At 60.8% G+C, this 14,382-nt stretch carries 9 protein-coding genes and 1 pseudogene; 7 read left to right on the forward strand and 3 right to left on the reverse strand.

The window, feature by feature from the left end; translation table 11 throughout:
- Positions 1-239 precede the first annotated feature (239 nt).
- The 6 genes and pseudogenes from KW837_RS24510 (at position 240) to KW837_RS24535 (ending at position 10,429) form a co-directional block, all read left to right on the forward strand.
- Positions 240-4,556 (forward strand): DEAD/DEAH box helicase, encoded by a 4,317-nt coding sequence (locus KW837_RS24510; RefSeq protein ID WP_218398891.1) that lies wholly within the window; start codon positions 240-242, stop codon positions 4,554-4,556.
- A 463-nt stretch (positions 4,557-5,019) separates the two neighbouring features.
- Positions 5,020-6,227, forward strand: a pseudogene (locus KW837_RS24515) (MFS transporter).
- A 215-nt stretch (positions 6,228-6,442) separates the two neighbouring features.
- Complete coding sequence (locus KW837_RS24520; protein ID WP_192345284.1) at positions 6,443-7,369, forward strand: DUF72 domain-containing protein; 927 nt, start codon at positions 6,443-6,445, stop codon at positions 7,367-7,369.
- Positions 7,366-8,163, forward strand: a complete 798-nt coding sequence (locus tag KW837_RS24525; protein WP_192345283.1) for an endonuclease/exonuclease/phosphatase family protein — start codon at positions 7,366-7,368, stop codon at positions 8,161-8,163. The genes KW837_RS24520 and KW837_RS24525 overlap by 4 nt, the downstream gene beginning before the upstream one ends.
- Positions 8,160-9,446 carry a cardiolipin synthase ClsB gene (clsB, locus tag KW837_RS24530; protein ID WP_218398892.1) on the forward strand — a complete coding sequence of 429 codons (1,287 nt, stop codon included), beginning with the start codon at positions 8,160-8,162 and terminating at the stop codon, positions 9,444-9,446. Before KW837_RS24525 ends, clsB begins: the two co-directional genes overlap by 4 nt.
- Entirely contained in the window at positions 9,443-10,429 is a 987-nt protein-coding gene (locus KW837_RS24535; RefSeq protein ID WP_218398893.1) for a lysylphosphatidylglycerol synthase domain-containing protein, read from the forward strand. Before clsB ends, KW837_RS24535 begins: the two co-directional genes overlap by 4 nt.
- A 129-nt stretch (positions 10,430-10,558) precedes the next feature.
- Here the strand turns inward: KW837_RS24535 and KW837_RS24540 are convergent, their stop codons facing one another.
- The 3 genes from KW837_RS24540 to KW837_RS24550 all read right to left on the reverse strand — a co-directional run bounded on the left by KW837_RS24540 (position 10,559) and on the right by KW837_RS24550 (position 13,717).
- Positions 10,559-11,317, reverse strand: a complete 759-nt coding sequence (locus KW837_RS24540) for a S9 family peptidase (protein ID WP_218398894.1) — start codon at positions 11,315-11,317, stop codon at positions 10,559-10,561.
- A complete protein-coding gene (locus tag KW837_RS24545; RefSeq protein WP_218398895.1) occupies positions 11,307-12,416 on the reverse strand; it encodes a DUF3182 family protein in 1,110 nt (369 codons plus the stop codon). Before KW837_RS24545 ends, KW837_RS24540 begins: the two co-directional genes overlap by 11 nt.
- 305 nt (positions 12,417-12,721) lie before the next feature.
- Positions 12,722-13,717, reverse strand: a complete 996-nt coding sequence (locus tag KW837_RS24550) for a GlxA family transcriptional regulator (RefSeq protein WP_218398896.1) — start codon at positions 13,715-13,717, stop codon at positions 12,722-12,724.
- A gap of 102 nt (positions 13,718-13,819) precedes the next feature.
- Between KW837_RS24550 and KW837_RS24555 the strand changes: the two genes are divergently transcribed.
- Positions 13,820-14,368, forward strand: a complete 549-nt coding sequence (locus KW837_RS24555; RefSeq protein ID WP_218398897.1) for a cysteine hydrolase family protein — start codon at positions 13,820-13,822, stop codon at positions 14,366-14,368.
- Positions 14,369-14,382 lie beyond the last annotated feature (14 nt).

Raw genomic sequence — 14,382 nt, forward strand, 5'->3', positions numbered from 1 at the left:
ATTGCCGGAATCGTTGCATTTTGCGGGTTTAGTGCGCAACCGTCATCCGTAAAGTGTAGTTCTCGGGGATTTGTGGCGCTTGTGAGGGCCTCTTCGCGGGCAAGCCTCGCTCCTACACAGATTGTGCTGAGCGCGAAAAAACTGTAGGAGCGAGGCTTGCCCGCGAAGGGGCCCTCAGCACCGACACAGATCCTGAGCGGTACTTGCAACTTCCCGCCCCCACCCGCATAAATTACTCCATGAATCTGCCCATCCCCACGGACGCTGCTCTGGCAGGCTTTCACCCCGCCGTCAGCGCCTGGTTCAGCAACACCTTCGCAACGGCCACCGCTGCCCAGGCCCGGGCGTGGCCGTTGATCCGCCAGCGCCGCTCGACCCTGATTGCCGCGCCCACCGGTTCCGGCAAGACCCTCACTGCATTCCTCGCCGTGCTCGACGATCTGGTCCATCGTGGCCTGGAGAGCCCGGACGGCCTGCCGGACGAAACCCTGGTGGTCTACGTTTCACCGCTCAAGGCCCTGTCCAACGACATCCGGATCAACCTGCAAAACCCGCTGGCCGGCATCACCGAACAGTTGCGGGTGATGGGCCTGCCCGACGTGCCGATCAGCACCGCCGTGCGCACCGGCGATACGCCGCAAAAAGAGCGTTCGGCCATGCGCAAAACCGCGCCACACATTCTGGTGACCACCCCGGAATCCCTTTATGTGCTGCTCGGCTCCGACTCCGGCCGGCAAATGCTCGGCACCACCCACACGGTGATCGTCGACGAAATCCACGCCATTGCCGCCAGCAAGCGTGGCAGTCACCTGGCCCTGAGCCTGGAGCGTTTGCAAGCGCTCTGCTCGCAACCGCTGGTGCGTATCGGCTTGTCCGCCACGCAAAAACCCATCGAAGCGGTCTCGCGCTTTTTGGTTGGCCGTGATCGCGACTGCGAAATCATCGACATCGGCCACGCCCGTCCACGAGATCTCGATATAGAGGTGCCGCCCGTGCCGTTGTCGGCGGTAATGGCCAACGACATCTGGGAACTGGTCTATGACCGACTCGCCGCCCTCGCCCGTGAACACCGGACCACGCTGATTTTCGTCAACACCCGACGCCTGGCCGAACGTCTGAGTCGGCACTTGAGCGAACGCCTCGGTAAAGACGCGGTAGCGGCCCACCATGGCAGCCTGGCCAAAGAGTTTCGCCTGGACGCCGAGCAACGGCTCAAGCGCGGCGAGCTGCAAGTGCTGATTGCTACCGCGTCGCTGGAATTGGGGATCGATATCGGCGACGTCGACCTGGTGTGCCAGATCGCTTCACCGCGCTCGATTGCCGGTTTTCTGCAACGGGTCGGCCGCTCAGGGCACCAGGTCGGCGGCACGCCCAAGGGCCGATTGTTTGCCACCACCCGCGACGACCTGATCGAATGCGCCGCACTGCTCGATTGCGTGCGCCGTGGCGAACTCGACACGTTGCTGATCCCAGAAGCACCGCTGGACGTGCTGGCCCAGCAGATCATCGCCGAGGTCAGCTGCCAGGAATGGCAGGAACAAGCGTTGCTGGAAATGCTGCGAAAAGCCTCGCCTTACGCCACCCTCGACGAAAAGCACTATCAGGCACTGCTGCAAATGCTCGCCGAGGGCTACAACGGGCGTCTGGGTATTCGCAGCGCTTACCTGCACCGGGACGCCGTAAGCCGCACCCTGCGCGGCCGTCGAGGCGCCAAGCTGACTGCCGTGACCAGCGGCGGGACGATCCCGGACAACGCCGACTACAGCGTTTTGCTGGAACCGCAGGGGCTGAACATTGGCAGCGTCAACGAAGACTTCGCGGTGGAAAGTATCGCCGGGGATATCTTTCAGCTGGGCAATACGTCGTATCGAATCCTGCGGGTCGAAACCGGCAAGGTCCGGGTCGAAGACGCCCAGGGTCAGCCGCCAACCATTCCGTTCTGGCTCGGTGAAGCACCGGGGCGCAGTGATGAACTGTCGTTCGCCGTGGCCCGCCTGCAAGCGCAACTCGATGAGCGACTCGGCGCCACGCCCGGCAACCTTCAGCCAGCCGTCGACTGGCTGACCGACGTACTCGGTTTGAACCTCCCCAGCGCCGAACAACTGGTGGATTACCTGGCCCGGGCACGCCAGACCCTCGGCGCCTTGCCGTCGCAAGACACGCTGCTGATGGAGCGGTTTTTCGATGAGTCAGGCGGTACGCAGCTGATCATCCACTCGCCGTTCGGCAGCCGCATCAACCGCGCCTGGGGCCTGGCCCTGCGCAAGCGTTTCTGCCGCACGTTCAACTTCGAATTGCAGGCTGCCGCCAGCGAGGACGCCATCGTGTTGTCGATGTCCACCGGTCACAGCTTCGAGCTGGAAGATGTCTGGCGTTACCTGCACAGCAACAGTGCCGAGCACATCCTGATTCAGGCGGTACTCGAGGCCCCATTGTTCGGCGTGCGCTGGCGCTGGAACGCTGGCGTCGCCCTGGCGCTGCCGCGCTACAGCGGCGGACGCAAAGTAGCGCCGCAAATCCAGCGAATGAAAAGCGAAGACCTGATCGCCAGCGTGTTTCCCGATCAGATCGCCTGCGTGGAAAACCTCGCCGGCGAGCGCGAGATTCCCGACCATCCGCTGGTGGAACAAACCCTCGACGATTGCCTGCACGAAGCCATGGACAGCGAAGGCTGGCTGACATTGTTGCGGCGCATGGAACAGGGCGACATCCGCCTGATCAGCCGTGATCTGCCAGCGCCCTCGCCACTGGCGGCGGAGATTCTCAGCGCCCGCCCCTACACCTTTCTCGACGATGCGCCGCTGGAAGAGCGCCGCACTCAGGCAGTGCTCAACCGCCGCTGGAGTGATCCGCAGTCCACCGATGATCTCGGTGCGCTGGACGCAGAGGCGATTACTGCGGTGCGTGATGAAGCCTGGCCTACGCCCACCGGCATCGATGAAATGCATGAAGCGCTGATGAGCCTGGCGTGCATCGCCGATAACGAGGCTCAAGCCAACCCGAATTGGCTCGATTGGCTGAACACCCTGGCCGACAGTGGCCGCGCCAGCCGTTTGCAGATCAACGCTGAGCAATCGCTGTGGTTGCCGCTGGAACGACTGACCTGCCTGAGGGCGATTTATCCACAAGCCACATTGGCTCCACCGCTGGAGGCCTTGTCCGGTTTCGATGAAACCTGGGAGCCGGACGAAGCGGTGCTGGAAGTGATCCGCGCGCGGCTCAGTGCGTTTGGTCCGTTGCCGCTGAAAGCAATTGCCGAACCGCTTGGATTACCGGCGATTCAAGTCACTCAGGCCCTGGCGCAACTGGAGCGCGAAGGCTATGTACTGCGCGGGCAATTCACCCCAGGCGCCCCTGATGAAGAATGGTGCGAACGGCATCTGCTGGCGCGGATTCATCGCTACACGGTCAAACGGCTGCGACGGGAAATCGAGCCGGTGGCGTTGCAGGATTTCATGCGTTTTTTGTTCGACTGGCAGCATCTTTCCGCCGCGAGCCAAGGCCAGGGTCGCGCGGTGTTGCCGGCGATTATCAGCCAGTTCGAAGGCTACCCCGCCGCCGCTTCGGCGTGGGACAGCGACATTCTGCCGGCGCGGCTCAAAGACTATTCGGCGAGCTGGCTGGATGAGTTATGCCGCAGCGGAAAACTGGTGTGGACCCGCCTGACCGCGCGCAACAAGAGCACCAGCACGGCTTTGCGCAGCACGCCGATTCTATTGCTGCCGCGCAGTCAGGTCGGATTGTGGAGCAGCTTGACCGAACAGACGCCGGTCAGCGAACTATCGCCCAAAACACAAAAAGTCCATGAAGCGCTCAGCCAGCACGGCGCACTGTTTTTCGATGAGCTGATTCATGAAGCCCATCTGCTGCGCTCGGAACTGGAAATCGCCTTGCAGGAACTGGTCGGTGCCGGGCTGGTAAACGCCGACAGCTTCGCCGGCCTGCGGGCGCTGATTACCCCGGCCAGCAAACGCCAGAATCGCAGCAGCCGACGCGGACGCGGAGCGTTTGTCGGCGGCATGGACGATGCCGGGCGTTGGGCGTTACTGCGACGCGGAGCTGCCGCACCGGCTGTGGATAAGCAACGACCCGCGCCCACACCCAGCGAAACCCTGGAACACATCGCCATGACCTTGCTGCGCCGTTACGGCGTGGTGTTCTGGCGCTTGCTGGAGCGCGAGGCGGACTGGTTGCCAAGTTGGCGGGAATTGCTGCGCACGTTCCATCGGCTCGAGGCCCGGGGCGAGATTCGTGGCGGGCGGTTTGTCAGTGGCCTGGCGGGGGAACAATTTGCGCTGCCCGAGGCGATTCCATTGCTGCGCGAAGTCAGGCGGCGACCGCATGATGGAAGTCTGATCGCGGTGTGTGGGGTGGATCCGCTGAACCTCGCCGGCACCCTGTTGCCAGGCGCGAAAGTGCCGGCGCTGGCGAGCAATCGACTGGTGTATCGCGACGGCTTGCCAGCCGCCGCCGAGATTGCTGGCAAGCAGCAGTTCTGGCTGGAGCTGGATCAGCAGGCCAGTGGCGAGGTGCGTAGCAAACTGATCCGGCATTGATGTCGGCCGGCTTGGCGCCTTCGCGAGCAAGCCCGCTCCCACAGGGAATATGTGTCGATAACAAATACGTGCTCCAACACAGATCAGATGTGGGAGCGGGCTTGCTCGCGAAGAGGCCATCACAGCCAACAAGATCATTGGGTTCGCGGCTGATCCGGCAACAACACCGACGATTCTTCCAGTCGGCCCGTCATTTTCCGGCTCATCCACATGCCTTTTGGGGATCAAAACCTGCTGTGGATAAGTCTGCGCGAATGTATCCATGACTGTTATCCACAAGCTTTTTCAAACGCTGATTGAATGCCTGGCACACCACACATATTGCCCAGCCAACTCTCCACAGGGTTTCATTCGCTCAATATTTGACCTATGCGCAAATATCAAATGCCCATCCCTGTATTTTTCCGCACGACCCAAACCCCGACACTGCGCTCCATCAATCAAATCCACCGGAGTTGCAGCCATGCCCATTGCCTTGCTCGCGCTGACCCTCAGCGCTTTCGCTATCGGGACGACGGAGTTCGTCATCGTTGGCCTGTTACCTACTATCGGCGCCGATCTCGGTGTCAGCCTGCCGTCCGCCGGTCTGCTGGTCAGTCTGTATGCTCTCGGTGTGGCTATCGGCGCGCCGGTGCTGACCGCCCTTACCGGTAAAGTCCCACGCAAATTGCTGTTGTTGTCGTTGATGGTGCTGTTCACGCTCGGCAACTTGCTGGCCTGGAAAGCACCGAGCTACGAGTCGCTGATCATTGCGCGGATCGTCACGGGCCTGGCTCACGGGGTATTTTTCTCGATTGGCTCGATCATCGCCACCAGCCTGGTGCCGAAGGAGAAAGCCGCCAGCGCGATTGCCATCATGTTCACCGGCCTGACCGTGGCACTGGTCACCGGCGTGCCATTGGGGACGTTTATCGGTCAGCATTTCGGCTGGCGTGAAACCTTTCTCGCCGTGTCTGCTTTGGGTGTGATCGCCTTCATCGGCAGTCTGCTCTATGTGCCGAAAAACATCGCCCACAGCAAACCGGCTTCGCTGTTGCAGCAATTGCAGGTGCTCAAGCAGCCGCGTCTGCTGCTGGTGTATGCCATGACGGCGGTCGGTTACGGCGGCTCGTTCATTGCCTTCACTTTTCTGGCGCCGATTCTTCAGGACATTTCCGGCTTCAGCGCCAGCACCGTCAGCCTGGTGCTGCTGGTTTACGGCATCTCGGTGGCCGTCGGCAACATCTGGGGCGGCAAACTGGCGGACAAACACGGTCCGATCAGTGCCCTGACAATCATCTTCGCCCTGCTCGCCGCCGTGCTGTTCGTGCTGACGTTCACTGCCGGAAATCCATGGTTGGCCTTGGCCACCGTGCTGGTTTGGGGCGCCGTTGCTTTCGGCAACGTACCGGGCCTACAGGTGTATGTGGTGCGTCAGGCCGAACATCACACCCCGAATGCGGTGGACGTGGCTTCGGGCCTGAACATTGCGGCGTTCAACCTCGGCATTGCCGGTGGGGCGTGGGGCGGTGGTTTGATCGTGGCGCACATGGGTCTGATTCATACCGCGTGGATCGGCGGCCTGGTGGTATTGGTCGCACTGGCACTGACCGCCTGGAGTGGGCGTCTTGACCGGTTGGGTCCGGTGTCGAACCGGCTGAGGGTTCGCCCCGTATGGCCACCGGTCACTGACAGACCCTGTGGGAGCGGGCTTGCTCGCGAAAGCTGCGGCACATCCAGCATTGATGTGACTGACACACCGCTTTCGCGAGCAAGCCCGCTCCCACATTTGATTTGTAGTGTGTTGTCTAACTTTTACCGTCCGTAGCCCCGTCGAAACTTTCTCGTACGCCCGGCAGTCATCAAAAGACAGAGGCTGTCCGAGGGCTACATAGACGGGAGGCGACATGGCGGCGATTCATATTGGTATTTCAGGCTGGCGCTACACGCCTTGGCGGGGGGAGTTCTACCCGAAGGGGCTGACCCAGAAGCGCGAATTGCAATTCGCTTCACGGGCGGTCAACAGCATCGAAATCAATGGATCGTTTTACGCCCTGCAACGGCCCGAACGTTATGCCCAGTGGTACGCCGAAACCCCAGCGGGCTTCGTGTTCAGCGTCAAGGCGCCGCGTTTTATCACCCACATCAAGCGCCTGCGGGACATTCATAAGCCGCTGGCGAATTTCTTTGCCTCCGGGGTACTGGAACTCAAGGAAAAACTCGGCCCGATCCTCTGGCAGTTTCCACCCAACTTTAAATTCGACCCGCAATTGTTCGAAAGCTTTCTCGAACAATTACCCCACGACACGGAACAGGCCGCCGCCCTCGCCCGCCAGCATGAGCCACGCCTGAACGGTCACGCCAGCATGAAGGCTTACGGCAAAAAACCGCTGCGCCATGCCGTGGAAATTCGCCACGAAAGCTTTGTCGATCCCGCTTTCGTCCGTCTGCTCAAACGCTACAACACCGCGCTAGTCATTGCTGACACGGCCGGCAAATGGCCGTATCGCGAAGACCTCACCAGTGATTTCGTCTATTTGCGCCTGCACGGCGCCGAAGAACTCTACGCCAGCGGTTATACCCCCCAAGCGCTGAAACGCTGGGGCGACCGGATCGAGGCCTGGTATCACGGACAGCAACCAGCAGATTCGCAATTGATCGCGCCTCGGCAAAAACCCAAGACACGCAGATCCCGTGAAGTGTTCTGCTATTTCGATAACGACATCAAAGTCCGCGCGCCCTTCGATGCCCGCCGTCTGCTTGAACGTTTGCATCTCGACAAAGACCTTGCCACCGCACCCGGTGAGCCGGTTGCCGAAGGAGTGCTGCCATGAGCATTCCCGAACCGGTCGGCACGACGGATGAACAGCAGCCCATTATCAGCGCCGTGAGCCGTTTTACCGTGCTGACGGTCAACACCCACAAGGGTTTCACCGCGCTCAACCGGCGCTTCATCCTGCCCGAGTTACGCGAGGCGGTGCGTAGTGTGTCCGCCGACGTGGTGTTTTTGCAGGAGGTCCATGGCACCCACGAACATCATCCACAGCGCTACCTCAATTGGCCGGCGATGCCACAGTACGAATTTCTTGCCGACACCTTGTGGCCGCAATTTGCCTATGGGCGCAACGCGGTCTATCCGGCAGGCGATCACGGCAATGCGCTGTTGTCGAAGTTCCAGATCATTCGCCACGACAACCTCGACGTTTCCATCAGTGGCCATGAAAACCGTGGAATCCTGCATTGCGTGCTGCGGATGCCCGGCGATGGTCGGGAAGTGCATGCCATTTGCGTCCATCTGGGGCTTCGCGAAAGTCATCGCAAGGCACAACTCAAGCTGCTGATCCAACGTATGGAAGAGTTGCCGGAAGATGCCCCGGTGGTGATCGCCGGCGATTTCAACGATTGGCGCCTGCGCGCTGATGCGCAGCTCAAGCCCTGCGGCTTGCGTGAAGTCTTTGCCGAGTTGCATGGCAAACCGGCGCGTAGTTTCCCGGCGCGCTTGCCTGCGTTGCGCCTGGACCGCATCTACGTGCGCAACCTCAAGGCCAGCCATCCGCAAGTACTGGCGGCCCGGCCCTGGTCACACCTTTCCGACCATGCACCGCTATCGGTGGAGATCGAGCTATGACCGGCCCATTGATGGAAAAAACCACGATCGAACACGTTTCCACACCGCCGCCCGTACGTGAGCCGGCGGTTGTTAACGTCGTATACGGTTGGCACGGTAACAACCGGGTCCAATTGCTGGAGAACGGTGAGGAATACTTTCCACGGGTGTTTGAAGCGCTGCGCCAGGCCCAGAGTGAAATCCTGCTGGAGACCTTCATTGTGTTCGAGGACAAGGTCGGCAATGAGCTGCAGAAAATCCTGATTGAAGCGGCTCAACGCGGTGTGCGCATCACCGTCAGCCTCGACGGTTTTGGTTGTGGCGAACTGAGCACGGAGTACCTCGCAGCCCTGAGCAATGCAGGTGTACGCCTGCAAATATTCGACCCCGCGCCGCGTCACTTTGGCATTCGCACCAACTGGTTCCGCCGCCTGCACCGCAAGATTGTGGTGGTCGACGGCACGATTGCGTTCCTCGGCGGAATCAACTTTTCCGCCGACCATTTGGCCGACTTCGGCCCCGAGGCCAAACAGGATTATTCGGTTGAAGTGCAAGGCCCGGCGGTGGCCGACATTCATCATTTCGCCTTGCTGCAAAGCGGTCGCCCGGCCCGGGCCAAGTACTGGTGGCAACGCCGCAGACAGAGGCGCGCAGAACTGGCGGTCAGCGATCATGATGGTCAGGTGCGGCTGGTGTATCGCGACAATGGCGAACACCCGGGCGATATCGAAGAGGTGTACTTGCAGGTCGTGCGCGGTGCCCGACGTCGCGTGGTGATCGCCAACGCCTACTTCTTTCCCGGCTATCGGCTGCTGCGAGAGATCCGCAACGCGGCACGCCGAGGGGTCGAGGTACGCCTGATTCTTCAGGGGCAGCCGGATTTGCGGGTGGCCAGACTCGCCGCGCGCATGACCTACGATTATCTGCTGCGAGCCGGAGTAGCGATTTACGAATACTGCGACCGTCCCCTGCATGGCAAAGTCGCCCTGGTCGACGAAGACTGGAGCACCGTCGGCTCAAGCAACCTCGACCCGCTGAGCCTGGCCCTGAACCTGGAGGCCAACGTGTTGATCCGCGACCGCGCCTTCAACCGCGACCTGTTCGAGCGTCTCGACGAATTGAGCAGCAACCACTGCAAGGTCATGTCGGCGGACAAGGCGCCGCGCGGACGGGTCTGGCACATGACCATCGGTTTTCTGGTGTTTCACTTCCTGCAGCATTTCCCGGCATGGGCCGGTTGGCTGCCGGCGCATAAACCGCGCCTCAAACCCTTCATTCATCCGACCGGGAGCGATAAGGCATGAGCCATTCTGATGCGCAGCCTGCCCCTCACTCCGACACGCCGCGAAAATCCCACTGGCACCACTGGAAAAAGCCGCTGACGATGCTGTTTTTTCTGGCGTTGATCGTGCTGTTCACGATGCTTGCCCAACGCATCGAATGGGGCGAAGTGTTCGATACCCTCGCCGATTTCAAAGTGCGCACACTGATCATCGCGTCCGGACTGACGTTGCTGAGTTTTCTGGTGTACGCCTGTTTCGACTTGATCGGTCGCACCTACATTCGGCAGGACCTGACCTGGCGACAGATCCTGCCGGTGGGGATCATCAGCTATGCCTTCAACCTTAACTTGAGCGCCTGGGTAGGCGGCATCGCCATGCGTTATCGGCTGTATTCGCGGCTCGGCGTGAGCAAAAGCAACATCGCGAAAATCCTCGGGCTGAGCCTGGCGACCAACTGGTTCGGCTACATGGTGATTGCCGGCACCGTGTTCAGCAGCGGACTGGTACGAATGCCGCCAGGCTGGAAGCTGAGCAGCGGTGCCCTGCAAGGCGTGGGCGTATTATTGCTGCTGCTGAGCGCGGGTTATCTGGCGGCCTGTCGGTTTTCCAGGCGACGGGAATGGTCGATTCGCGGCGTGGAAATCAACCTGCCGTCGCTGCACATGGCCGTCCTGCAACTGGCCCTCGGCGCACTGAACTGGTCGCTGATGGCGGCGGTGATCTTCACCCTGCTACCGAGCAAACTGGATTATCCGCTGGTGCTTGGCGTGTTGCTGATCAGCGCCATTGCCGGGGTCATCACCCACATTCCGGCCGGGCTTGGCGTGCTGGAGGCGGTGTTCGTGGCGCTGTTGCAGCACGAGGTCTCGCGGGGAAGTCTGGTGGCAGGGTTACTCGCGTATCGGGCGATCTATTTCCTGCTGCCGCTGCTGATTACCGTGGTGATGTACCTGGTGGTGGAAGCCAAGGCGAAGTCGTTGCGGATCCAGAAGAAACCTTCTTGAGAGATTGGTTGAAACGGATGCCGCTTTCGCGAGCAAGCCCGCTCCCACATTGATCGCGTTCAGGCAGGCAGTGCGGATCAAATGTGGGAGCGGGCTTGCTCGCGAATGATCGCAAGAACACCACAAATCTCAACTCGACTGAATAATGCTCAACCGCTCACCCACCACCATTTCCGTGATCCAGCCCACCAGGATCGAGGTGTACGCCTGTTGCGAGACAGGCTCGCTCAAGGCGTGATCGGCACCGTCGATAATCCGGTGAGTCAGCGAGTGGGTCTGCTGACACGCCGCGCGGTAACTCATGATGGTCGCGTGGGGCACATAGGCGTCGGTCTCGGACTCCACCAGCAACACATCCCCGGTAAATTGCGAGCAGGCATGCAGCGCGCGATTGCTGTCGGCGCTGACCCGCGTGCTGCGGTAATCGCGCAGATCGAGCTTGTCCAGATCACGCTTGGGCGTGTGCCAAAAGTCATCGCGATACAACGCCGGCACCCGCAGCGCCAGCCAGCGCACCGGGCGCAAGGACGTCAGGATCGCCGCCAGATAACCACCATAACTGGTGCCGACCACGGCGATCGCAGACGTGTCGAGCGCCGGGTGGGCGAGCAAGCGGTCATAGGCTGCCAGCAGGTCACGCAGATTGTCTTCGCGGGTCACCCGGGATAACGGAATACCGGTCCCGCCGGTGTGCCCGCGCAAGTCGAATGTCAGGCACACGCAACCCAACCCGGCGATGCCTTTGGCGCGTTCCAGGTCGCGCTCCTGACTACCACCCCAGCCATGAACGAAAAGCACACCCGGGACTTTCGATTTGGGGCTGAGGAAGGTTCCGCTCATCTGTTCATCATCGATGTCGATCGCAATGGTTTCGCTTCTAGCCGTCATAGGATTTGACCGTTACGTACTTGAGAAGAAAGTCACTGTGTTCCGCTGGCCCGCGATAGACCTCAAAGGCGTGGGCCGGCAGCGGTTGATCGGTATAGGTTTCGACCGACGACACGCGAATCGCGCGCAAGCCGAGGTTTTTGACGAAGCTCTGCAGTGCCGCGACCTCAGCACTGCTGGCACCGCCCAGGCGCCAGGATTGTTCGAGCACGCCGCTGCGTTGTTTGCCATCGCAATCCAGCCCCTGGGCGATGTCGTAGTTGCGCCGTGAGGCATAGAAACCGGGGTAGGCTTCATCGGCCGCGCTGTCGAATACCTGCGCTTGCTGGATCGCCAGCCTCGTGTCGTCCGGGAGCTCCAGCGCCAGCAGGTCCTCGTAATAACCCTGCACCACCAACAGATTGGACCCTCCATAAACCTGCTCGCCCTGACCGTCTTCGGTCAAGTATTGATCACCGCAATAACTCAGCACTTTGTCGCCGATAAAACTCTGACCGACGCTATGGGTGACCACCTCGGTCAAGTCTTGTTCCAGCACCACGCCGTCGGTGAACAATGTTTTGGCATCGGGGCGCGCGAGGATGGTGTCGAACTGGTCGAGGCTTTTGATCACTTCCTGACCACGTCCGGCGCAGGCATGAATAGGCTTCATGCGGATCGGACCGCTGTAGAGCAGATGCTCCGCTGCCGGGCGAGCATCGTCCAGGGAGAACACGCTGAGGCCATCGAGCACAACGCCGCGTACCCGTTCGGAAAACAACGACGACCAGCCTTCGGGTGCGAACGCATACTTGTTCAACAACCCATGGCTGATGGCTTTGGTGCAGATGAAATCGTGGTCGACGTAACCGCCCCACAAATCCTCCGGCCCTTTGACGCCCAGCTGCCGGGCGGCAGCGACACCCACCAGCGTCTGGGTCGGCAACAGATAAACATCACGGCCGCTATGCAGATCCAAGTCATAACTGCCGCCGTATTCGAGCCCGACGACTTGCGCCAGCCAACGAGCGAGTGCGCGATTGGTTTCGACTTCGTGCAGCGGGGCATCGGGGCGTACCGAATGGGCGAGCACCAGTTTCTTGCGGTTTGTTGGGGTCATGCGTTCCCCTTCAATTTGCGCTTGATGAATGTAGCTGAAGGAGGTGCAGAGATCAGGCCAACGGCGGCTGGAGGGAAATGGGTTTCAAATCAGCCGTTTGTGAAATATGCGATAGCACAAGGCCTGCTTTATTCTGCACGACACCTTTCAATACTCCCGGCATTTTGCACGACCCAAGACTGGCACAGATCCAATGTGGGAGCGGGCTTGCTCGCGAAGGCGGTGGGTCAGTCAGCATCAATTTCGCCTGATAGACCGCTTTCGCGAGCAAGCCCGCTCCCACAAGGGTTCTGCAGTGATGCTCGCTACCGAGCCACTGCTGCGGTCGCAGACACACCAAACCGCGCCCGGTAATCACTCGGCGCAAGCCCGGTAATCTTCTTGAACGTTGCCCGAAACGCACTCGGGTCCTGGTAACCCACGGTCCAGGCAATGTGATCAATGGTGCCGTTGGTGAATTCGAGCATTTCCCGCGCCTTGCCAACCCGCAGGTGCTGGCAGTATTCGGTGGGTTTCAACCCGGTCGCCGCACGAAAACGCCGCAGAAAGGTGCGCTCTTCCAGCCCCGCCCGCTCGGCCATCACCGCCAACGAGACATCGCTCGCCCCGGTGCTTTGCAGCCAATGCTGGACCTTGAGAATCGCCGCATCGCCATGGCTGAGAATCGGTGAAAAATTACTGCCGCATTCGCTCGCGCTGTCGCTGTGTTCCACCACCAGAAACCGCGCCGTGCCGGTGGCGATGCTCGGCCCGAGCAAGCGGTTCACCAATCGTAATCCCAGCTCTGACCAGGCCATCAAGCCGGCGGTGGTGATCAGGTCACCATCGTCGACAATCGGCGTGTCAGCCTTGAGCTTGATCGCCGGGTAACGCTCGGCGAAAGCCTTGGCCGAGGTCCAGTGGGTCGTCGCGCTGCGGCCATCGAGCAAGCCGCTTTCAGCCAACAGAATAGAACCCACGCAGACCCCGCCGAGGGTCGCACCGTTGGCATGTTGCTGACGAAGCCAGCGAATCAGCCCTTGGGGCGCCTGCCCCTCGGAGAAACCTCCGATCGAGGGCGGGATCAATACGGCAACCAATGCGCCGGCCGGGCCGGAATGAGTGTCATAGACCCGCTCGGGCACTTGATCACTCTCGACCTGCCAATGACTGACCCGCAGCAACGGTAGCTGCGCCGACTGATGCTCGGCGGCGATCCGGTTGGCCACGCCGAACAGGTCCGTCAACCCATGCACCGCCGCCATCTGCGCACCGGGATAGATCAGCACTCCCAGTTCGGCGACTGCCCTTTCCATGCCCATTGTCAGTTTTCCCCCTTCTATTGTCGGTGCGGCCAATCCTCGAATGAACGGCCAGCGCCAATACTTGATTCCACACCCAATACACACTTAGAGGAAACACCCATGGCCAAGCAAGCACTCATCGTAGTCGATATCCAGAACGACTACTTCCCCCAGGGCAAGTGGCCGCTGGTAGGCGCCGACGCCGCAGCAGACAACGCCGCACGGATGATTCAGGCGTTTCGCGAGGCCGGTGATCCGGTGGTGCATATCCGCCACGAATTCACCTCCGACGCCGCGCCGTTCTTCACTCCGGGCTCCGACGGCGCGAAGCTGCACCCCAAAGTCCTCAACCGCGCCGACGAGCCGGTGGTACTCAAGCACTTCGTCAACTCGTTCCGCGAGACCGAACTGGAGGCCATCCTCGACCAGCAAGGCATCGAACACCTGGTAATCGTCGGCAGCATGAGCCACATGTGCATCGACGGCATCACCCGCGCCGCGGCCGACCTGGGCTATACCGTCACAGTGATCCACGACGCCTGTGCCACCCGAGACCTGGAATTCAACGGCGTCACCGTCCCGGCCGCCCACGTTCATGCCGCCTTCATGTCGGCCTTGGGTTTTGCCTATGCCAACGTGGTGTCCACCGATGATTTTCTGGCTGGTTAAGTGAGATCAACCTG

Source organism: Pseudomonas sp. PDM24, assembly GCF_019218905.1.
In the GTDB taxonomy this organism is placed as follows: Bacteria; Pseudomonadota; Gammaproteobacteria; order Pseudomonadales; family Pseudomonadaceae; genus Aquipseudomonas.

What these genes read in the sequence shown, in the direction of transcription:
- KW837_RS24510 (WP_218398891.1), top strand. Translation starts at nt 240, where the DNA reads ATGAATCTGCCCATCCCCACGGACGCTGCTCTGGCAGGCTTTCACCCC.
- KW837_RS24520 (WP_192345284.1), top strand. Translation starts at nt 6,443, where the DNA reads ATGGCGGCGATTCATATTGGTATTTCAGGCTGGCGCTACACGCCTTGG.
- KW837_RS24525 (WP_192345283.1), top strand. Translation starts at nt 7,366, where the DNA reads ATGAGCATTCCCGAACCGGTCGGCACGACGGATGAACAGCAGCCCATT.
- clsB (WP_218398892.1), top strand. Translation starts at nt 8,160, where the DNA reads ATGACCGGCCCATTGATGGAAAAAACCACGATCGAACACGTTTCCACA.
- KW837_RS24535 (WP_218398893.1), top strand. Translation starts at nt 9,443, where the DNA reads ATGAGCCATTCTGATGCGCAGCCTGCCCCTCACTCCGACACGCCGCGA.
- KW837_RS24540 (WP_218398894.1), bottom strand. Translation starts at nt 11,317, where the DNA reads ATGACGGCTAGAAGCGAAACCATTGCGATCGACATCGATGATGAACAG.
- KW837_RS24545 (WP_218398895.1), bottom strand. Translation starts at nt 12,416, where the DNA reads ATGACCCCAACAAACCGCAAGAAACTGGTGCTCGCCCATTCGGTACGC.
- KW837_RS24550 (WP_218398896.1), bottom strand. Translation starts at nt 13,717, where the DNA reads ATGGGCATGGAAAGGGCAGTCGCCGAACTGGGAGTGCTGATCTATCCC.
- KW837_RS24555 (WP_218398897.1), top strand. Translation starts at nt 13,820, where the DNA reads ATGGCCAAGCAAGCACTCATCGTAGTCGATATCCAGAACGACTACTTC.